Source organism: Verrucosispora sp. SN26_14.1 (assembly GCF_004307965.1).
Taxonomy (GTDB): Bacteria; Actinomycetota; Actinomycetes; order Mycobacteriales; family Micromonosporaceae; genus Micromonospora.
This window is the reverse complement of the sequence record NZ_SISL01000064.1, coordinates 1-20,312: the sequence shown is the minus strand read 5'-3', so window position 1 is coordinate 20,312 and position 20,312 is coordinate 1. Positions and strand designations below refer to the sequence as shown.

21 protein-coding genes are annotated in these 20,312 nt (G+C 71.2%); 9 read left to right on the top strand and 12 right to left on the bottom strand.

The genetic code is table 11. From position 1 onward, the window contains the following. Positions 1-21: 21 nt before the first annotated feature. The 9 genes from EYA84_RS09225 to EYA84_RS09185 all read right to left on the bottom strand — a co-directional run bounded on the left by EYA84_RS09225 (position 22) and on the right by EYA84_RS09185 (position 9,777). Positions 22-1,851, bottom strand: a complete 1,830-nt coding sequence (locus EYA84_RS09225; protein ID WP_131052621.1) for a long-chain fatty acid--CoA ligase — start codon at positions 1,849-1,851, stop codon at positions 22-24. Between the two features lie 219 nt (positions 1,852-2,070). Further along, complete coding sequence (locus EYA84_RS09220) at positions 2,071-2,637, bottom strand: gluconokinase (protein ID WP_131052620.1); 567 nt, start codon at positions 2,635-2,637, stop codon at positions 2,071-2,073. Further along, complete coding sequence (gene manD / locus EYA84_RS09215; protein ID WP_131052619.1) at positions 2,627-3,856, bottom strand: D-mannonate dehydratase ManD; 1,230 nt, start codon at positions 3,854-3,856, stop codon at positions 2,627-2,629. Before manD ends, EYA84_RS09220 begins: the two co-directional genes overlap by 11 nt. Before the next feature lie 26 nt (positions 3,857-3,882). After that, positions 3,883-4,842, bottom strand: a complete 960-nt coding sequence (locus EYA84_RS09210; protein ID WP_131052618.1) for a sugar kinase — start codon at positions 4,840-4,842, stop codon at positions 3,883-3,885. A gap of 75 nt (positions 4,843-4,917) precedes the next feature. Further along, positions 4,918-5,541: a bifunctional 4-hydroxy-2-oxoglutarate aldolase/2-dehydro-3-deoxy-phosphogluconate aldolase gene (locus tag EYA84_RS09205; RefSeq protein WP_236145677.1), complete on the bottom strand. Its 624-nt coding sequence runs from the start codon at positions 5,539-5,541 to the stop codon at positions 4,918-4,920. 2 nt (positions 5,542-5,543) lie between these two features. Further along, complete coding sequence (dgoD, locus tag EYA84_RS09200; protein WP_131052616.1) at positions 5,544-6,692, bottom strand: galactonate dehydratase; 1,149 nt, start codon at positions 6,690-6,692, stop codon at positions 5,544-5,546. Between the two features lie 7 nt (positions 6,693-6,699). Then, complete coding sequence (locus EYA84_RS09195) at positions 6,700-7,515, bottom strand: carbohydrate ABC transporter permease (protein ID WP_131052615.1); 816 nt, start codon at positions 7,513-7,515, stop codon at positions 6,700-6,702. Further along, complete coding sequence (locus tag EYA84_RS09190; protein WP_236145676.1) at positions 7,512-8,465, bottom strand: carbohydrate ABC transporter permease; 954 nt, start codon at positions 8,463-8,465, stop codon at positions 7,512-7,514. Before EYA84_RS09190 ends, EYA84_RS09195 begins: the two co-directional genes overlap by 4 nt. A 70-nt stretch (positions 8,466-8,535) precedes the next feature. Next, positions 8,536-9,777, bottom strand: coding sequence for a sugar ABC transporter substrate-binding protein (locus tag EYA84_RS09185; protein WP_131052614.1), 1,242 nt, complete (start codon positions 9,775-9,777; stop codon positions 8,536-8,538). 209 nt (positions 9,778-9,986) lie between these two features. On the opposite strand from EYA84_RS09185, the gene EYA84_RS09180 reads away from it, so the two are divergent. Continuing rightward, complete coding sequence (locus tag EYA84_RS09180) at positions 9,987-10,739, top strand: FadR/GntR family transcriptional regulator (protein ID WP_236145675.1); 753 nt, start codon at positions 9,987-9,989, stop codon at positions 10,737-10,739. 93 nt (positions 10,740-10,832) lie between these two features. On the opposite strand, the gene EYA84_RS09175 is transcribed toward EYA84_RS09180, so the two are convergent. Then, positions 10,833-12,449: a serine/threonine-protein kinase gene (locus tag EYA84_RS09175; protein WP_131052612.1), complete on the bottom strand. Its 1,617-nt coding sequence runs from the start codon at positions 12,447-12,449 to the stop codon at positions 10,833-10,835. Positions 12,450-12,607: 158 nt separating this feature from the next. Here EYA84_RS09175 and EYA84_RS09170 point away from each other — a divergent pair, with 158 nt between their 5' ends. Then, entirely contained in the window at positions 12,608-13,231 is a 624-nt protein-coding gene (locus EYA84_RS09170) for a hypothetical protein (RefSeq protein WP_131052611.1), read from the top strand. 64 nt (positions 13,232-13,295) lie between these two features. Beyond that, positions 13,296-13,919 carry a DUF6518 family protein gene (locus EYA84_RS09165; RefSeq protein WP_131052610.1) on the top strand — a complete coding sequence of 208 codons (624 nt, stop codon included), beginning with the start codon at positions 13,296-13,298 and terminating at the stop codon, positions 13,917-13,919. Between the two features lie 10 nt (positions 13,920-13,929). Here EYA84_RS09165 and sigJ read toward each other — a convergent pair whose 3' ends face one another. Next, the gene (gene sigJ / locus EYA84_RS09160) at positions 13,930-14,814 is read right to left on the bottom strand and encodes an RNA polymerase sigma factor SigJ (RefSeq protein WP_131052609.1); all 885 of its coding nucleotides are present in this window, start codon (positions 14,812-14,814) and stop codon (positions 13,930-13,932) included. 161 nt (positions 14,815-14,975) lie between these two features. Here sigJ and EYA84_RS09155 point away from each other — a divergent pair, with 161 nt between their 5' ends. From EYA84_RS09155 to EYA84_RS09135, 5 genes are all read left to right on the top strand, one after another. After that, on the top strand, positions 14,976-15,740 hold the full coding sequence (locus EYA84_RS09155; RefSeq protein WP_131052608.1) for an SDR family oxidoreductase: 765 nt from the start codon (positions 14,976-14,978) through the stop codon (positions 15,738-15,740). A gap of 77 nt (positions 15,741-15,817) precedes the next feature. Next, positions 15,818-16,219 (top strand): YbaB/EbfC family nucleoid-associated protein, encoded by a 402-nt coding sequence (locus EYA84_RS09150; RefSeq protein WP_131052607.1) that lies wholly within the window; start codon positions 15,818-15,820, stop codon positions 16,217-16,219. Further along, positions 16,206-16,532: a type VII secretion target gene (locus tag EYA84_RS09145; RefSeq protein ID WP_131052606.1), complete on the top strand. Its 327-nt coding sequence runs from the start codon at positions 16,206-16,208 to the stop codon at positions 16,530-16,532. Before EYA84_RS09150 ends, EYA84_RS09145 begins: the two co-directional genes overlap by 14 nt. Beyond that, a complete protein-coding gene (locus EYA84_RS33130) occupies positions 16,522-17,835 on the top strand; it encodes a WXG100 family type VII secretion target (protein ID WP_201272341.1) in 1,314 nt (437 codons plus the stop codon). Before EYA84_RS09145 ends, EYA84_RS33130 begins: the two co-directional genes overlap by 11 nt. After that, positions 17,832-18,224 carry a hypothetical protein gene (locus EYA84_RS09135; protein ID WP_161594938.1) on the top strand — a complete coding sequence of 131 codons (393 nt, stop codon included), beginning with the start codon at positions 17,832-17,834 and terminating at the stop codon, positions 18,222-18,224. Before EYA84_RS33130 ends, EYA84_RS09135 begins: the two co-directional genes overlap by 4 nt. Positions 18,225-18,287: 63 nt before the next feature. On the opposite strand, the gene EYA84_RS09130 is transcribed toward EYA84_RS09135, so the two are convergent. Continuing rightward, a complete protein-coding gene (locus EYA84_RS09130) occupies positions 18,288-19,298 on the bottom strand; it encodes a CehA/McbA family metallohydrolase (RefSeq protein ID WP_131052604.1) in 1,011 nt (336 codons plus the stop codon). A gap of 169 nt (positions 19,299-19,467) precedes the next feature. On the opposite strand from EYA84_RS09130, the gene EYA84_RS09125 reads away from it, so the two are divergent. Next, positions 19,468-20,312, top strand: an 845-nt coding sequence (locus EYA84_RS09125; RefSeq protein WP_162854342.1) for a hypothetical protein, incomplete at its 3' end; no start/stop codon positions are given.

Genomic DNA, 20,312 nt, shown 5'->3' with positions numbered 1-20,312 from the left:
GGCGGGGGGTAACGGGCGGGGTCAGGGTTGGTGGTAGAGGGCGGAGATGTCGTCGGCGAAGTGGGACTCGACGGTGTTTCTCTTGATCTTGAGGGTGGGGGTCAGTTCGCCGTCGTCCTCGGTCAGGTCCCGGGCCAGGATGCGGAACGTCTTGACCTGTTCGGCGCGGGAGACCGTGCGGTTGGCGTCGTCGATGGCGTGCTGGATCTCGCCGCGCAGACCCGGGTCGTCACGCAGGGACGCCAGCGAGGCACCGGAGTGCCCGTGACTCTCCCGCCACCGCAGCCACGCCTGCGGATCGACGGTGACCAGCGCGGAGACGTACGGGCGGCCGTCGCCGACCAGCATCGACTGGCTGACCAGGGGATGCGCGCGGATGAGCTCCTCGATCGGCGCGGGCGCGACGTTCTTGCCCGCCGCGGTGACCATGATCTCCTTCGTCCGGCCGGTGATCCGCAGGTAACCGTCGTCGTCGAGTCGACCGAGGTCACCGGTACGCAGCCACCCGTCGTCGGTCATCGCCGCCCGGGTGGCCTCGGGATTGTTCCAGTACCCCGGGAACACCACCTCGCTGCGGACGTGGATCTCCCCGTCGTCGGCGATGCGGACGCGGACCCCGGGCAGCGGCCGACCCACCGTGCCGATACGGATCGCGGTCGGCAGGTTGGCCGCGAGTGCCGGCGAGGTCTCGGTCAGCCCGTACCCCTCCAGCACAGTGAGGCCCGCGCCCCGGAAGAAGTGTCCGAGCCGCTCCCCCAGCGGCGCCCCGCCGACGATCGCCAATCGGCACCGCCCGCCGAGGGTGGCCCGCAGCCGGCGGTACCCGACGAGGTCGAACACCCGGTGGGCCAGGCGCAGCGGTAGTCCGGGCCCGCCCGCGCGGTCCAGGGCCCGGCTGTACCGCACGGCCACCTTCTCGGCGAGCGTGAACACCGCGCCGCGGTGGCCGTCCTGCGCGGTCTGCCGGGCCTGGTCGTACATCTTCTCGAACATCCGGGGCACGGTGAGGATGAACGTGGGCCGGAACCGGCGGAGCTGGTCGAGCACGCCGGACATGTCGGCGCTGTGCACCATGGTGGCCCGGGTGTGCACCATGCCGACCTGGATGAGCCGGGCGAAGGCGTGCGCCAGCGGCAGGAACAGCACCGTCGACGCGCCGGGGTGCAGCAGGTCGGGCAGCACGGCGGTGGCGTTGCCGATGTCGGTGGAGATGTTGCGGTGGGTCAGGACGCAGCCCTTCGGCGCGCCGGTGGTGCCGCTGGTGTAGACGATGGTGGCGATGTCCCGGCCGGTCACGGCCGCACGCCGCCGGTCCACCTCGTCGGCGTCGACGGCCCGCCCCTGGGCCGTCAACGTGATCAGGTCGCCCGCGTCGATGCGCCACGTCTGCCGCAGCTCGGGCAGGTCCGGCCGCAGTCCGGTGACGGTCGCGGCGTGGTCCGCGGTCTCCACCACACAGCCGACCGCGCCCGAGTCGCCGAGGATCCACCGGATCTGGTCGGTGCTGGAGGTGTCGTAGATCGGCACGGTGACCGCACCGACGGACCAGAGCGCGTAGTCGACCACGGTCCACTCGTACCGGGTCCGGCTGAGCAGCCCCACCCGGTCGCCGTGCGCGACGCCGACCGCGAGGAAGCCCCGGGCCAGTGCCAGCACGTCGTCGCGGAACTGCCGGCAGGTCACCGGCAGCGGGCCGCCCCGCCCGGAGCGCCGTACCGGCCAGGAGCGGGGGTCGGGGTCGGGGCGTACGAACTGGACGGCGTCCGGATCCTCCGCCGCGTTGCGCCACACCCGGTCGGCCAGGCTGCCGTCCTCGCCGCCGACGATCGGATCAACCGCTGTCTCCCGCACGCCCGCCCACCTGCCGTCGTGTCGCCGTCGGGCTGATGGTGGCCCGGTGGCGCGAGCCCGGTCCCGGAAACGCGAATACGCGTCCCGCGCCGGTGCGGGCCGTGCTAGAACCGCACGCCGCCGCCCGACCGGCCCCCTGCCGGACCGGCCCGGGAACACGGACGGCGGTGGCCCGACCGGGACAAGCCGGACCACCGCCCCCCACGCGCCGTCCGGTGGTTACGCCGGAGGCTCGGCCACCACGGGTACGCCGGTGGCCAGGTCACGCACCGGCAGGCCGAGTCGCCGTACCGCCGACTCGATCAGCTCACCGGTGGAGAGTTGCAGGTCGAGCACCACGCCACGCTCGTCCCGCCAGAGCGGTTCCAGCGTCGCGGTCTGCGAGTCCAGCAGGCTCGGCGGCATGTAGTGGTCGGCGCGCAACGACATCCGTTGCCGGATGGTCTCGGTCGGTCCGTCGAGATGGACGAAGTCGACGCTCGGCGGGCCCTGCCGCAGCACGTCCCGGTAGGAGCGCTTCAACGCCGAGCAGGCCAGCACCGTCGACACGCCCTCCCGGTGCCGGTCGGCCATCCATCCGGCCAGGGCCCGCAGCCACGGCCACCGTGCGTCGTCGTCCAGGGGTACGCCCGCCCGCATCCGCGCCACGTTGGCCTCCGAGTGGAACTCGTCGGCCTCGGCGAACACCAGCCCGGTCAGCGCGGCGACGCCGTGGGCCACGGTCGTCTTGCCCGCGCCCGACACCCCCATCACCACGATGTGCCGGGTCGGTAGGTCACCAGTCATGGACCGTGCCGTCCATCAGCCGGTTGAACGGCAGGTAGGCCGGCTGGTACGGGTAGCGCGCGGCGGCCTCCTCGTCGAGTTCGACACCGATGCCGGGCTGCTCACCCGGGTGCAGGTAACCGTCGTCGAAGGTGAACGACTGACGGAACACCTCGTTGGTGAGCGGACCGTGCCGCATGTACTCCTGGATGCCGAAGTTGTGGATGGCCAGGTCCAGGTGCAGGGCGGCGGCCATGCCGACCGGCGAGATGTCGGTGGGGCCGTGGATACCGGACTTGATCTGGTACTGCGCGGCGAAGTCGAGCAGCTTGCGCATCGCCGTGATGCCACCGGTGTGGGTGACGGCGGAGCGCACGTAGTCGATGAGCTGCTCCCGGATCAGGGTCTGGTAGTCCCACACGGTGTTGAAGATCTCGCCGATGGCCAGCGGCGTGGTGGTGTGGTGACGCACCAGCCGCAGCGCCTCCTGGTTCTCCGCCGGGGTGCAGTCCTCCAGCCAGAACAGGTCGTACGGCTCCAGGGACTTGCCCAGCTTGGCGGCCTGGATCGGGGTCATCCGGTGGTGGCCGTCGTGCAGCAGCGGCAGTTCCGGACCGAACTCGTTGCGGACCGCCTCGAAGACCCCGGGCAGGTGACGCATGTACGCCCGGGTGTCCCAGTCCTCCTCGGCCGGCAGCGGGGTGCGCTGGGCCGGCTCGTAGTCGTACCGCTTGCCGCCGGTGCTGGGCTGCGCGGCGACCCCGTACACGGCGTTGATGCCGGGCACCGACGTCTGCACCCGGATCGACCGGTAACCCTGGTCGAGGTGGGCCCGGATCGAGTCGAACAGCTCCGGCAGGTCCCGCCCCGACGCGTGCCCGTACGCCATGATGCCGTTGCGGGACGCACCGCCGAGCAACTGGTAGAGCGGCATCCCGGCGGCCTTGGCCTTGATGTCCCAGAGCGCCACGTCCACCGCGGCGATGGCCGCCATGGTCACCGGTCCCCGCCGCCAGTACGCCGAGCGGTAGAGGAACTGCCAGGCGTCCTCGACGCGGTGCGCGTCCCGGCCGATCAGCAGCGGGACGACGTGGTCACGCAGGTACGAGGCGACCGAGAGTTCACGCCCGTTGAGTGTGCCGTCGCCCAGGCCGGTGATGCCATCCTCGGTTGTGATCTTCAAGGTGACGAAGTTGCGGTCCGGACTGGAGACGATGACGTCTGCAGCGACGATCTTCACGAGGGTGCCTTTCTCGCAGGTGATGCTCAGCGAAGGGTGGTGCCGGCGGCGCTGCCGGTGATCAGGGACAACTCGTCGCGGCGGGGTAGGCCCTCCCAGTCGCCGTGTCCGGCGACCGCGAACGCCCCGAGCGCCACCGCGCGCCGGAGCCGGTCGGTCAGGTCCAGCCCGTCCAGATGCCCGGAAAGATAGCCGGCGGTGAACGCGTCACCCGCGCCGACGGTGTCGACGGCGGTGACCGGCACCGCCGGCACGTGCTCCACACCGTCCACGGTGTACGCGCGGACGCCGTCGGCACCGAGCTTGACCAGCACCGTCGACACCCCCCGCCGGAGCAGGTCGGCGGCGGCACCGTGTTCGTCGGCCCCGGCCTCGGCGACCAGGTCCAGTTCGTCGGTGGAGGCCACGACGACCGAGGCGTACCCGGCGAGCGGGGTCAGGGCCGCGCGGGCCTCGTCCCGCGACCAGAGGCCGGCCCGGTAGTTGACGTCCAGGCTGACCGGGATGCCGGACTCGGCCGCCGTGCGGACCGCCCAGCTCACCGCAGCCCGCGCACTGTCGGAGAGCGCCGGGGTGATCCCGCTCAGGTGCAGCAGGCGGGCACCGGCGGCGAGCGGAGCGCGCAGGTCGTCGACGTCGAGCGCCGCGCCCGCCGAACCGGCCCGGAGGTAGCGCACCCGGGACACGTCGGCGGTGCGCCGCTCCAGGAACATCACGCCGGGCGGGCGCTCCGGGTCCCGCCGTACGTCGGCGGTGTCGACGCCCTCGGCCCGCAACTGCCGCAGCACGAACTCGCCCAGCTCGTCGGCGCTGACCCGGCCGGCCCAGGCCGCCCGGTGCCCGAGCCGCGCCACACCGATGGCCACGTTGGACTCGGCGCCGGCGAGGTGCATGCGCAACGGGCCGCCGGCCGCCAGCGGACCGGAGGACCGCAACGACACCAGCGCCTCACCGACGGTGAGCAGATCCCGCCGAGGCTCGGTCATGTCACCGCTCCGCTGCGCTGCGCGTCGCCATGACACACCCGAACACGATGATTCACTCGCTGACGCTCGTTCATGTCACCGCACCGCGTCGAGGAAGCGGCGGGCCCGGTCGCGCAGGGCGTCGAGGTCTCCACCGGAGGCGGCGTCGCCCACCAGCGGACCGCCCACGCCGACGGCGATCGCGCCGACCGCCAGGTAGCCGGGCAACTCGGCCAGGCCGACCCCGCCGACCGCGACGAACGGGATGTCCGGGAACGGGTCGCGCAGCGCTTTGAGGTACGAGGGCCCGCCGACCGAGGCCGGGAAGAGTTTGACCACGCTCGCCCCCGACCGCACCGCCGTGTACGCCTCGGTGGGGCTCAGCGCGCCGGCCGCGACCGGCAGACCACGCCCGGCCGCCTCGGCGATCGATTCGACCACGGCCGGCGTCACCACGAACTGCGCGCCGGCCGCCGACACGTCGGCGACGTCGGCGACGGTGAGCACCGTGCCGGCGCCGACGAACGTGTCGGCCGGGGCGTCGGCCCGGATGGCCGCGATGACGTCGAGCGCACCCGGGGTGGTCAGGGCCACCTCCACCACGCGTACGCCCTCGGCCAGCAGGGCGGTGCCGGTGGCGATGGCGGCGGCGGTGTCGGTGCCCCGGATGATGGCCAGCATCCGGGACCGGGTGAGTTCGGCGGTGATGTCGAAGGTCATGGTCACCATTCCGCGTAGGAGCCGTCGGGGTGCCGGAACATCGGGCTGCGCCAGGCGTGGCCGCGCTTGTCGGCCGCCCGCACCGCCTGCTCGTCGATCTCGATGCCCAGCCCCGGTGCGGTGAGTCGCTGCACGTACCCGTCGACGAAGGTCAGCGGCTGCTGGTCGACGCAGTAGTCCAGCACCTCGGCCCCGAGGTTGTAGTGGATGCCGATGCTCTGCTCCTGGATCAGGTAGTTCGGCGTGGCGAAGCCGACCTGGAGGCAGGCGGCCAGCGCGATCGGCCCGAGCGGGCAGTGCGGGGCGAGCTGCACGTCGAACGTCTCGGCCAGCGCGGCGATCTTGCGTACCTCGGTGATGCCACCGGCGTGCGCGAGGTCCGGCTGGGCCACCGCGATGCCGGCCTGGAGCACCGGGAGGAACTCCTGCCGGTTGTACAGCCGCTCCCCGGTGGAGACCGGCGTGCTGGTGGAGCGGACGAACTCGCCGATCAGGTGGGAGTTCTCCGGCACCACCGGCTCCTCCAGGAACAGCGGCCGGAACGGCTCCAGCAGCGGCGCGACCCGACGGGCGTTGGCCAGGGTGAACCGGCCGTGGAAGTCCACCGCCACGTCCCGCTCGTCGCCGAGCACCTCGCGGGCGGCGGCGACCCGCTGCACCACCGCGTCGAGTTCGGCGACGGAGGCCAGCGGGCTCATCCGCCCGGACGCGTTCATCTTGACCGCGGTCAGACCCGACTCGACCCGCGCGGCGATGTGGTCACGGACCTCGCTGGGTTCGTCACCGCCGACCCAGCCGTAGACCCGGATCCGGTCCCGGACGGGTCCGCCGAGCAACTGGTGCACGGGCGCACCGTACCGCTTGCCGGCGATGTCCCACAGCGCCTGGTCCAGTCCGGCGACGGCGCTGGCCAGGATCGCCCCGCCGCGATAGAAGGAGCCCTTGGTCATCACCTGCCAGTGGTCCTCGATGCGCAGCGCGTCCTGCCCGACGAGCAGCTCGGAGAGCTGCTCGACGGCGGTGCGGACGGTCTCCGAGCGGCCCTCGCAGGTGGCCTCGCCCCAGCCGACGATGCCGTCGGTGGTCTCCACCCGGACGAACAGCCAACGGGGTGCGACGAGGAAGGTCTCGACGCGGGCGATGGTGGTCATGATCGTGTCAGCCCTTCGTCGCACCGGCGGTGAGACCGGAGACCACGTACTTCTGCACGAACAGGGCGATCAGCATGATCGGCAGGGTGACCACGGTGGTCGCCGCCATCAGGCCGCCCCAGTCGATGCTGGCGTATCCGACGAAGTCGAAGATCGCCACGGGCAGGGTCTTCGTGCTCGCACCGGAGAGCACCAGCGCGAACATGAAGTTGTTCCAGGAGAAGATGAACGACAGGATGCCGGCGGTGGCGATGCCCGGTACGGACAGTGGCAGGGTGATCCGCCGGAACGCGCCGATCGGGGTGAGCCCGTCGACCAGTGCGGCCTCCTCCAACTCGTCCGGCAGGCCGTCGAAGTAGCCCATCATGATATAGACGATGAGCGGCAGCGAGACGAACATGTGGCTCAGGATCAGCACGCTGAAGCCGCCGACCATGCGCAGGTTCGAGAAGACGTAGTACCAGGGCACCAGCAGCGAGACGCCGGGGATGATCCGGGCCATCAGGACGACCAGCGCCGACTTCTTCATGTTGAAGCGGCTCATCGAGTACGCCGCCGGCACGCCCAGCAGCAACGACAGCGTCGTCGCCGCGAACGCCACCCAGAGGCTGTTGACGATGAACTGGACGTAGTTGGCCTGTTGCAGGACCGTGTTGTAGTTGTCCAGCGTGGGCGTGAAGACCAGCGCCTTGCTGGAGTCGTAGATGTCGACGTTGGTCTTGAACGAGGCGGCGACCATCCAGATCAGCGGCGCCACCAGCGACAGCACCACGACGATCAGCGCGACCACGCGGAAGATCTTGAAACCCTTGCCCGGTTTCATCGGCCCGCCTCCTCCTTCTTCTTGCGCGCGGTGAGGACCCACATCAGGGCGATGATGAGCAGGAAGAACAGGATCAACACGGTCGACGACAGGCCGTACTCGTTGTAGTCGAAGCTCAGCCCGTACGCGTACACGTTGAGCGTCTCGACCTCGTTGAACGAACCGCCGCCGCGCCCCTTGGTGGCGTACAGGATGTCGAAGGTCTTCAGCGCGTCGATGCCGCGCAGCAGCACCGCGACGATCACGGTGGGCATCAGCAGCGGCAGTGTGACGTGCCGGAAGCGCTGCCAGGCGCTGGCGCCGTCGATCATCGCGGCCTCCTGCGGCTCGTCCGAGAGCGAGGTGAGCCCGGCGAGCAGGATCAGCACGACCATCGGCGTCCACTGCCAGATGTCGATGAAGATCGTGGTGGGCAGCGCGGTGTGCTGACCGGCGAGCCACGGCTGTGGCCCGATGCCGACCCAGCCGAGCGCCTGGTTGGCCAGGCCGATGTTCGGGTCGAAGATGAGCCGCCACATCATGCCGACCGCGACCGGGGTGGCCACCAGCGGCAACAGGATGGCGACGCGGACCCACTTCTCGCCCCGGAAAGGCCGCCACAACAGCAGGGCGATAGCCATGCCGAGCACGACCTCGACGAGCAACGCGACACCGGTGAAGGCACCGGTCCGCGCGACGGCGGGCCAGAACCGGTCGGTGTCGGTCAGGACGTCGACGTAGTTCCGGAAACCGATGAACTCCGACTCGGCGCGGACCGACCCCGAGGAGTCGGTGAGGCTGAGGTACGCCGTCCAGGCGAGCGGAAAGATGATCAGCGCGGCGACGAAGGCCATGGCCGGGGCCGCGAAGAGCCACTTGCGATGGTCGTTGGCCCAACGCGCCCAACCGGGCGTGTCGGGCATGACGGAGGCGCTACTGGTCGCCCGCTCGGGGGCGCTGACTGCTGACATCAGATCTCCGTGATGGGAAGGCCGGGCGGGGGTGGCGGGACGATCGGCCCCGCCACCCCCGCGCTCGGTCCTAGCGGGCCTCGTCGTCCAGGAACTTCTGGAACGCCTCGTGGGCGGTGTCCGCCGAGGCGGCGGCGTCCCGACCGGTGATGGCGTCGACGATCGGCTGACCGACGATCTCCCGGGCCTGCGCCACGCGCTCGACCACGGGCCGGTCGTGACCCACGCCGTTGGCGAGGCTCACGGTGATCGCCTGCGCCATGTCCTCCGGGTAGGTCGAGGTGCCCTCGGGGTTCTCGAAGACGGAGGCGCGGGCGCCGGGGGTGCCGGCCTTCTGCTGGTCCAGCGACTGCTCCTTGCCGGCCGCCCACTCGATGAACTTCCAGGCGTTGGTCTGATTGCCCGAGGCCTCGTTGATCGCCAGGCCCCACGAGGGGATGTTGTACGGCTTGGAACCGGCCGGACCGGCCGGGAACGGCGCGAAGCCGACGTTCTCGGAGACCCGCGACTTGCTCGGGTCGGTGGCGTTCGCGTAGAGCGAGTTGGCCTCCGGGTAGAAGGCGGCCTGGCCCTGGGTGAAGATGGCCATCGCCTCGGACCAGCTCATGTCGGTGCTGATGTTGGCCGGACCCTGCTCGCGCAGCAGCCCGCCGTAGAAGGCGTACGCCTGCTTGGCGGCCTCGCTGTTGACGGCGGAGTTGCCCGCCTCGTCGACGAAGTCACCGCCGAAGCTGTAGAGGAAGCTGGAGAACTGGGTGACGGCGGCGGCCTTACCGGTCCGGGCCACGAAGCCGGCCACGCCGGGGTTGTCCGCCTGGATCTTGGTCGCCTGCGCCTTGAGCTCGTCGAGCGTCTGCGGCGGGGCGCTGAAGCCGGACTTCTCCAGCAGGTCCTTGCGGTAGTAGAGCACCTGCTGCTCGGTGATGATCGGGATGCCCACCACCTTCTCCTCGTAGGTGGTGGCGCTCACCGGGGCGTCCTGGAAGTCGGCGAAGTCGAAGTCCGAGCTGTCCTTGGCCTTGTCGGTCAGGTCGGCCAGGTACCCGTTCTTGGCGAACAGTCGGCCTTCCTGCAGCGGCCGGTACATCATCACGTCGATGTCGTCGGAGCCCGCGTTGAGCTTCACGTTGTACTGGTCCGACAGCTGGTCCTCGCCGAGCTGGGTGACCTCGACCTTGAGACCGGTCTGCTGCTCGAACTCGGGCAGCGCCTTCCGGATGTTCTCGGTCCAGACGTGGTTGACCAGCGTCACGCGCACCGTGTCCGAGGCGCCGCTGTCCTCACCACCACCGCCGCAGGCGGAGAGGGTCATGGCGGCCACGACCGCCAGAGATGTCCCAACTATTGATCGACGTCCCACGTCCGTCTCTCCTTCTGTCCTGGCCGACGCCTCGGGGGGACGAGCGCGACCTCGGGCTGTTACATCCGCTTAACGTCCGGATGTTAGGCCGAAAAAGCAGACTTATACAAGGGGGAGACCTAACTGATATGATCCGAGCCGTGAAGGTTCCCTCACCCGGGGTGACACCCACCCAAACCGCCCCGACCGAGACCGGGCTGCACGGCCGCGTCCTCGATCACCTCGGCACGGCCATCTGCGGAGGCGAGCTGGCCTCCGGAGCCGTGCTGAACATCGACGACCTGGTGGACCGCTACGCCGTGTCCCGCTCGGTGGTCCGGGAGGTCCTCCGGGTGCTCGCGTCGATGGGATTCATCGAGACCCGCCGCCGGGTCGGCGTCATGATCCGGCCGGCGCACCACTGGAACGTCTTCGATCCCCAGGTGATCCGCTGGCGGCTCGCCTCCGCCGGACGCATCGCCCAGATCCGCTCGATCACCGAGCTACGGACCGCGGTGGAGCCGCACGCCGCCTGGCTCGCCGCACGCCGGGTCGACCACGACGAGGCCAGCGACCTGGTCGGCCTCGCCGCCAAGATGTGGGCCGCCGGCAAGGCCGGTGACGAGGAACGCTTCCTCAACCTCGACATCGAGTTCCATCAGCGGGTGCTCCGCGCCTCCGGCAACGAGATGTTCGTCAAGCTCCAGAGCCTGGTCGCCGAGGTCCTCATCGGACGCCACCACTACCACCTGATGCCGCACTACCCGCACGAGCAGGCCCTGCAACTGCACGCCGACGTCGCCCAGTCGATCCAGCGCCACGACGGCGAGACCGCGCGCGAGGCGATGGTGCAGATCATGGAGCACGCGTTCGAGGAGATGTCCTCGATCTGGGAGCAGGGGCTCGCCCCCGAGCCCGAGCCCGCGCCCGCCTGACAGGACCGGCCCGGGCGGAGCGGTCGACGTCCATCCCGGATCGGCCCAGGCGATCCGACCGTCCTGCCGGATCGGACCGGCAGGACGGTCGGATCAGACGGCCCCTCGGTCGACCAGGCTGAACGTGGTGTCGACCTCGCCGTCGCCGAGGAACTCCACGTAGATCACCTTGCGGCTCCGGCTCCACTGCACGAAGCCGTGCTCCTCGTTGTACAGCACGTGGGTGGGGCGACCCTGGTCGTCCTTGCTCTCCTCGATCGGCCTGATGCTGAACAGTGTCGCCTGGGTCGCCACACAATCGGCGCCCACCAGCGAGGAGGACGTGCTCGGCTGGCGTTTCACCCCGAGGCAGGGCCGGTGTGCGATCTCGGGATTCAAGGATTTGATCATGTAGTCGACGCCGAACGGCTGAAGGACGAAGACGGCGTCCGGCCCCGTGCCGTCACCGACGTGGACCCTGCCGTCGCCGTCCACCGACAGGTCGCGGTCGATCTCCGCCACATGCAGCAGGGTCCGACGCTGCCCGTTGAGAATGCCCAGGGCGGCCTCGACGGGATCCAGCGAGGTCCTCGGCTTACCCGATCCGGCCGGCACCGGGTCCAGACTCCGGGAGACGGACGGCCCGGTGGAGGTCGCGGCACCATCGAGGACGCCACGCAGCAGACGCGGGCCGACCAGCACGGCCGGCACCAGCAGCGCCGCCGCGACCACCGTGGCGACCAGCACCAGCCGGCTCCGCCGCTTCCTCACCCGGCCGTCGGACACCGGCTTCGGTGCCACCGGGGCGTCGCTCCCACGACCGGGCGTTCCACCGCCGCTCACCGCCGACACCGACGAGACGGCGGATGCCGACGCCGCGGCGGCCAGCATGCGGTCGGCCTCGCGCGACGACGGTGCCGTCGTCAACAGTTCGTCGAGCAGTGCGCGGGCGGTGGGACGCTCCGCCGGGTCCTTCGCGAGCGCCCGCTCGACCAACCCGCGCAACGGCCCGCCGAGGCCGGTGAGGTCCGGCGGCTGGCTGAGGATCCGCATCGCGGTGGAAGCCGGCGAGTCGCCCGCGAACGGCGTCCGCCCGGTGGCCGCGTAGGCGACCACCGCACCCCAGGCGAAGACGTCCGCCGCCGGACCGACCGTGCGATCACGCCCGGTCTCGAACCGCTCCGGTGCCATGTACGCGATGGTGCCGACCATGTGGTTCGTCCGGGTGTGCTGACTGGTCGCCTCGAAGGCACGGGCGAGGCCGAAGTCGATGACCTTGATGCCGCCCAACGCGACCAGGACGTTGGCCGGTTTGAGGTCCCGGTGGATCACTCCTGCGCCGTGGATCGCGGCCAGCGCCGTCGCCACCCCGACGGCCATGCTGTGCAGGGCGCCCGCACCGAGTGGTCCCTGCGCCCGGACCACCTGGGCGAGGCTCGGCCCGTCGACGTACTCCACCACCAGGTACGGCGGTTCGTGATCCGGATCGGCGTCCAGCACCTCGGCGGTGCAGAACGGCGGCACCTGGCGAGCCTGGTTCACCTCGCTGCGGAACCGGGCCCGGAACTCGCCGTCGTCGGAGAGATCCGGGCGGATCATCTTGATCGCCACCTGCCGGCCCTGCCCGTTGCGGGCCAGGAACACCTCACCCATCCCGCCCTCACCGAGCCGGCCGAGCAGGTCGTACCCGCCGAGCCGCGCCGGATCACCGGGGCGCAGTGGCTGGTTCACGTCCCCATTCCACAGTTCGTGGCCGACCCGGGAACCGTTCTGCGCATGATCTTCCCCTACGGATACTCGGAGGTCGATTCGACACCCTACCGCCACTCCTGAGCGAAACGGCCAACGGTGAGTGCGGGCCCGGCGGGCCGCCTCCGTACCATGCGGACATGGCGTTGCTGCACCGGGCGGAACTGCGCCCCACCAAACTGGAGCTGTTGGCGACGTGGCTGCCCGGCCGCGTCTGGTATCGCGGGGACGCCGACGCCGAGGTGGTCCGCGTGGGCGCGTACCGCTTCGACGATCCAGCCGGTGAGGTCGGGATCGAGACGCTGCTGGTGCGCGTCGGCACCGGCCCGGTGCACCAGGTGCCGCTCACCTATCGCGGCGAGCCGTTGGCCGGCGCGGAGGACCGGCTGGTCGGCACGATGGAGCACTCGGCGTTGGGCCGACGGTGGGTCTACGACGCCTGCGGCGACCCGGTGTACGCGTCCGCGCTGGCCGACGCCGTCCTCGCCGGCACCGGCCAGGCCGAGGAGTACTTCGAGGAGGACGGCGAGCGGCAGGTACGCCCGCCGAACATGGACATCGCCAGCGACGCCCCGGCCGCCGAGGTGCCTCCGGTCGGTGCCGTGCGGTCGATCGTGGACGGCGACCTGACCGTGATCGTCACGGACGGCGTCGAGCTGACCGTGGTCCGCCGTCCGGGCGCGGGCGCGACGGCGACCGGGGTCGCGTTGATCGGCACCTGGGACGACGTGAGCGCGCCGCTGGCGTACGCCGCACCGCGCTGACCACCGCCGATACGGCTTCCCCAGCCAGCGGCGACCCGCTGCATACCGAGTATGCTTCTGCGCCATGCGTCCCGCCCCCGACCACCGACGCGTGGCCCTCCTCGCCGTGCTCGGCGGTTTCCTGCTCGGCTTCCTCGACTTCGTGTGGATCAAGTACGTGCCGTATCCCTTCGCCGAACTGGGCAACTCCAGCGCGGTGTGGGCGGTGGCGGCGTTCGCCTTCGGGTTCTGGGTCCGCTCCGGCCCGGTCCGGGCGGCCGTCGGTGCCGCCGTCGGGCTCGTGGTCGCGGTGCCGAGTTACTACGTCGCGGCGGCGCTCATCCAGGGCGACGACTGGGCGGTGCTGGGGGCGACCACCTCGCTGATCTGGATGGCGTTCGGAGTCCTCGCCGGAGTGGTCTTCGGCGTCGGCGGTGTCTGGGCACGCGGAACGGGGTGGCGGCGGGTGATCGGGACAGCGCTGCCCGCCGCCGTTCTCTTCGCCGAGGCGCTGTTGCAGGCGCGACGGATCAACCACCCGAGCTACGGCATCGAACCGCTCTGGAACGCCCTGATCAACGCGGTACTCGGCGTCCTGGTCGTGGTCCTGGTCGGCCGCACCGCCCGGCAGCGGCTGGTCGCGCTGGCCACGGCGGTGCCGCTCGCGCTGGTGGGGTTCGCGGCCTTCCGGTTGGCGAACTTCGGCTGACCGCCCGGCGTCAGTCGGTGAACGCGGCGAGATCCAGCGCGTCCAGCCGGTCCGGATCGGCGATCACGTCGATCGCGGCGACGCGTCCGTCCGCGACGGTGAAGGCCATCACCGACAGGGGACGTCCGGCGGCGACCACCACCACCCCGGCGGCGCCGTTGACCACCGCCGGCCGGGCGAACGGCGAGAACCGGCCGAACGACGTGGCCTCGGCGGCGACGGAGGTGGCACCCCTGATCACGGTGGTGAACCGGGCACGGCCCGCACCGCCGTCGGACCGCAGCACCACCTCCGGGTGCAGCACGGCGACCAGCGCGTCGAAGTCACCGTCCCGGGCAGCGGCGAGGAACGCGTCGACCACCTCGCGCTGACGGCCGAGATCGGCGTCCGGCAGCGGCGCCTGTCCGCGTACCCGGCGTCGGGCCCGGCTGGCCAGTTGACGCGCGGCCGTCGGCGTCCGGTCGACCATCGGCGCGATCTCGTCGAACGGCACACCGAACATGTCGTGCAGGACGAACGCCAGCCGCTCGGCCGGGGCGAGCGTGTCGAGGACCACCAGCAGCGCCAGCCCCACCGAGTCGGCCAGCACCGCGGCGTGTTCCGGATCGTCGGCACCCTCCGGGTCGACCACCGGATCGGGCACCCGGGCGTCGAGGGGCTCCTCGCCACGACGCCGACGGGTCCGCAGGGTGTTCAGGCAGACCCGCGCCACCACCGTGGTCAACCAGGCGGTCAGGTTGTCCAGCGCGGCGGCGTCCGTACGGGCCAGCCGCAACCACGCCTCCTGCACGGCGTCGTCGGCCTCCCCCAGGGAGCCGAGCATCCGGTAGGCCACCGCCCGCAGGTACGGCCGCTGCTCCTCGAACTGCGCGGCCAGCCGATCAGACTCGATCATCGTTCGCCCTCCTCCGGGTCCACCCGCTCGACCCCGCCGAGCCCGCCGATGTGACGACGCCGATCACCCGGTCACCATCGTCGTCCGCGCGGGGTCGAGCCCGGTGAAGCCACGAACGGTAGCCGACCGCACGGCGGACGGCCCCGACGCAGGGAGAGACGATGCACCCACCGATCCTGGTCACCGGCGGTACCGGCACCCTGGGCCGCCTGGTCACCCCGCTGCTGCGCGACGCCGGCCGCCCGGTCCGCGTCCTCAGCCGACGAGGTGGCCGTCCCACCCCCGGCACCGAGCAGGTCCGGGCCGACCTCCTGACCGGCGAGGGCGTGGAGCGAGCGGTACGCGGCGTCGACACCGTGCTGCACCTGGCCGGCGGCCAGAAGGGCGACGACACTATCGCCCGCACCCTGGTCGACGCCGCGCGACAGTCGGACGTACGGCATCTGGTCGTCGTCTCGGTCGTCGGCGCGGACCGCGTCCCGCTCGCCTGGCTGCGGAGCAAGCTGCACGCCGAGGAGGCGATCAGCGGCTCCGGCCTGCCCTTCACCATCCTGCGGGCCGCGCAGTTCCACAGCCTGGTGCTGACCATGGCACAGAAGCTGACCGCCCTGCCGGTGGTGCCGCTGCCCGGTCTGCGGTTGCAGTCGGTGGACGGCCGCGAGGTCGCCGCCCGCCTCGCCGAACTGACCCTGGGCACCCCGGCGGGCCTGGTGCCCGACATCGTCGGCCCCCAGGTGCACACCACCGGGGAACTGATGCGTGGCTACCTGCGGGCCAGCGGGAAGCGTCGACTCACCCTGCCGGTCCGCCTGCCCGGTGCGGCGGGACGCGCCTACCGCGACGGGGCGAACCTGACGCTGCGCGGCGCGACCGTCGGCAGCCGGACCTGGGAGGCGTTCCTCGCCGAACACGTCGCCGCCCGCTAGATCGGCGGGACAGCACGCAGCGCCACCGGTTGGTAACGTGGCGGCGTTCTGCGGTGGTGTCCCCTGGGGAGGGTCGCGTGTGGGCGGACGAGGCGGCGCTGGACGCGACGCAGCGCCGCCTGGACGAATGGGAGTCCGCCGCCGCCGACCGGGCCCGACGAGCACAGTCCCTGGCGGCCCGGGTCGCGGCCCTCACCGGCACCGCGCACAGCCCGGACCGCACCGTCGAGGTCACCGTCGACTCGGCCGGGCTCCTCGTCGACCTGCGGCTGCACGACCGGGTACGCCAACACTCCGCCGCCCACACCGCCCGCCTCATCCTGACCACAACCCGCGCCGCCCACGCGGACCTGCTGCGCCGCGTCACCGCGACGACCCGCGAGACCGTCGGCGCCGACGACCCGACGGGACAGGCCGTCGTCGACTCCTACCGACGGCGGCTGGGCGACGGGCGACGCCACCCCGATGCCGACCGATGACCCGCTCCGGGTCGACCCGGACGAGCTGACCACCCACGCGGCACGCCTCGACCGGCACGCCGACACCCTCGACACCGCCCGCCGGGCCGGGCAGCAGGTCCGGCTCGGCACCGCCGCGTACGGGCAACTCTGCGCGATCATGCCCACGCTGCTCGACGGCCTGCACCGGGTCCTGGTCGACGGCATCGGCACCGCCACCACCTCGGTCCGCGACACGGCCACCCGCCTGCGCACCGGCGCCGACCACTACCGGACCGCCGACGGACGCGCCCGGCATCGTCTCGACCGGGTGCGGGAGCGGCGTGACCGGTAACCCGCTCGTCGCCGCCCCGACGCAGGTCGCACCGAGCGCCTGGGCCGGCGTCTGGATCTGCGAGGACATCGAGCTCATCGCCCGGGGCGTACGCGAGGGAAGCTGGATCGACGGCAGCCTCGGTGTGGTCAGCGCCGGCCTGGACGCCCTCGCCTTCGTCTCCGACCCGGTCGGCGCCCTCCTCCAGTACGGTATCGCCTGGCTCATCGAGCACGTCAAGCCCCTCAGCGAGGCACTGGACTGGTTGGCGGGCGACCCCGCGCAGATCACCGCACACGCCCAGACCTGGCGCAACGTCGCCGCGTCGCTGCGCGCCGAGGCCAACGGGCTCGCCGACGCCGTCCGCACGCAGGTGACCGGCTGGGACGGCAACGCCGGGCGCGCCTACCGCGCCTGGGCCACCGAGCAACACCAGGCCGTCACCGGTCTGGCTCAGGGCGCCGACACGGTGGCCGCCATCACCGAGGGCACCGCCGGTCTGGTCGCCGCCGTCCGGCTCCTGGTCCGCGACGCCATCGCCACCTGCGTCTCCCGCCTCACCGTGTACGCCGCCGAACTCGTCGCCACCGCCGGACTGGCCACCCCACTGGTGGTGGAGCAGGTCACCACACTTGTCGCGTCCTGGGCGACACGGATCGCCAGACTGCTGCGCGGGCTGCTGAACAGCCTCCGGGCGATCATCCCCCACATCCGCCGCCTCGCCGACCTCATCGACCACCTCAAACGCGCCCTGGACAGGCTCACCCGCCTAGGTCCGGCCGAGCAGATGGGACGACGACGTGATTGGGCTGACCCGAGAGACCGGCCACTTCCGCCGGTCCGCCAGCCCGAGTCCTATCTGCCAGCGGGCGATCCGGTTTATCACACGCCTCGATCGACGGGCATCGGATACGACGAGAAGACCATGCGGAACATCGACAACGTGCTGGCACTCGACGGTCACCACGACGTCATCGTGCACGGCACCGATAGGGGATACTTCGTCCCGGGCAAGGTCTCGGCGAAGGGGGACCACATGGACGGCGACCCCACCAACGCGGCACAGATAGCCGCTGCCATCAAAGAGAACCCTGCTTACTCAGGTGGTCCGGTCCGCCTGGTGTCCTGCTACGCAGGGACCACCCGGCCCGGGCTCGATGGCGTGCCACTCGCTCAGCAGGTAGCCGACGAACTCGGCGTCGCCGTCACGGCACCGACCGCACGAGTCGGAACTCCGCGATGGACCTCGCAACCTCATCCGCCTGCTGTCGAGGCGGGCGGCACCTGGGAGGTCTTCGTGCCACAGAAGGCGGACGGCCCATGAGGACGGTCGGATTCTTCCGTGAACTCGGCCCAGGAGCGACCGACGTGTACGCGGGCAGCATCGAGGCTCACCTCGGTCGCCAACCGCTGGAAGATGCTCCTGGGGTCATCGACTATCTGCGGCATGGTCACGTACTCATCGATGTCATGGGCGCAGAGGTCGACGTCCTCGGCAGCGGTCGGCACCTTGTCGGCGGTGCTTCCGTGCTGACGGACGGCGAATGGTTGTGGCGCGACGACCTCCGCTTCTACGTCGCCAGTTACCACCTTGAACTACCCGACGAGTTCCTGGCTCGGATCAGGCGACTCCAGCATCAGGTGCCTGATCTATCGACATCGGAGTTGCAGGCCGCTGGCGAAGAAGCTTTCCGCCGACTCGGTTACCAATGAGACTGCTCAGCGCACCTATCTACTGTCCCAGCGTCGATGCTCGTCGGAGACGACGAGGGCGTTTCAGGTCAGGATGATGGGGTTGGTGAGGGCGGCCATCTGGCGGGTGGGGTGGCGGACCTCGACGCGGACGTGGCCGGCATCGTCCGCCGTGGTGCGCCACCGGGTCGTACCCGTCCCGTCGGGAGACAGCGTCGCACGGCGCACGATGCCACGTTCGGTGTGCAGGGTGACGACACCGGAGGGCACCCCGGACACCTCGACGCGTACGGTGGCCTGCTCGCCGCCGGTGGGTAGGTGTTGGCCGACGGCGGCGACGTGGTCGGCGGTCGACGCCTCGACCTTGAGGTGGACGGCGGTCGACTCGGCGATCCAGCTGCGGCCCCGGCGGAGGCCGGCGAGTATCGCTTCGGTGCTCAGGTCCTCGGCGAACACGACGGTGTGCGGTGTGCCGAGTTGGCCGGCGAGGTGGGTGTCGCTGTTGCCGACCGCCGGTCGCCAGCGTCCCCGGTGGACGTCGTGGGCCAGGGTGCGTCCCCACTCGGCCAGGGCGGCCTCGTTGTCGGCGTTCCACGGCAGGTCAGACGCCCAGAGGCCGTTCCACACCTCCACCGCGTCGAACCAGCGGTACGGGTAGGCCGACGTCCCTGACGGGTACGGCGCGTACGGGTGGGCCAGCACGCAGAGGCCGCCGGTGTGGCGTACCCGATCCAGATGGCGTTCGACGGTGTCGTCACGGATGCCGTAGCCGGAGTCGACGTGCTGCTCCGGCGGTAGTCCGAGGGCCAGCCAGTGGCCGGTGCGGGTGGTGACCTCCTGACCGAGGATCACCAACAGGTCGTCGCCGGAGTGGGGCGGAGCCCACTGCTCATGGCCACGGACGGTGTCGTGTTCGGTGGTCGCGACGAAGTCCAACCCGAGCGCACGGGCCGCCGCCGTGAGCTGCGGCACGCTCAGCTCCGCGCCCTGGGAGAGCACCGAATGCAGGTGACAGTCGCCCCGATACCAGGCCGGACCCCGGCCCGTGGCCCGCAGGGCCGGGTATCGCGGCGCGGCGTCCGGTCGGGTGACCATGCCCGGCAGCGTACGCGGATCGCGTCCCCGCCAGGGGGCACTCCCCCGGCCCTGGCCGGAGGTACGGCTGGCACCTCCGACCTGGGTAGGAGACGCCGCTCGGACCGACGGCCGCAGGTGGGGCCGCTGGTCGGGCGCTTCCGGGTCGCCGCCCGAACAGCATCAGGACATGTCTTCCGCGCTGCCCCTGCGGGCACCCTGGCACCGTCCCCTGTTGGTCTTCGTTTCGGCGATGGCGGTCCTCGCCGTCGTCTGCGCCGTGGGTGTCTTCGCCGATCCCCGGGTCCTGACCGGCGCGCCGATCTGGCTCAAGCCGTTGAAGTTCTCCGTCTCGTTGATGCTGTACGGCGCCACCCTGGCCTGGATGCTCACCCTGCTGCCCCGGCGCAGCCGGGTCGCGGAATGGGCCGGCACCGTCGTCGTCGCCATGGGGGTGGTGGAGATGACGATCATCGTCGGGCAGGTGCTGCGCGGCACCACCAGCCACTTCAACGTGAGCAGCCCGCTGAACGCCGCTCTCTGGCAGGCGATGGGGATAGCGATCAACGTGCTGATGGTCGCGCACATCGTCATCGGTGTGGCGGTGCTGCGGCGACCGATCCCCGACCGGGTCGGCCGGTACGCGGTGGGGCTGGGTCTGGGTCTGACGCTGCTCGGCATGCTGACCGCGGTCCCGATGACGATGAACGGCGCGGAATCGGCTGTCGCCGGGATCGTCGGGGCGCACAGTGTCGGCGTACCGGACGGTGGCCCCGGGTTGCCGGTCCTGGGCTGGAGCACCACCGGTGGAGACCTGCGGATCCCGCACTTCGTGGGCATGCACGCGTTGCAGGTGCTGCCGGTCCTGGCCCTGCTGCTGGGCCGGTTCCGCAGCGGGCGGCTGGATCAGCGTGCCCAGGTGCGGCTGCTGGTGGTGGCCGGTACGGCGTACGGTGCGGGAACCCTGCTGCTGACCTGGCAGGCGTTGCGCGGACAGCCGCTGCTGGGCCCGGACGCGCTGACCCTGGGCGCCGC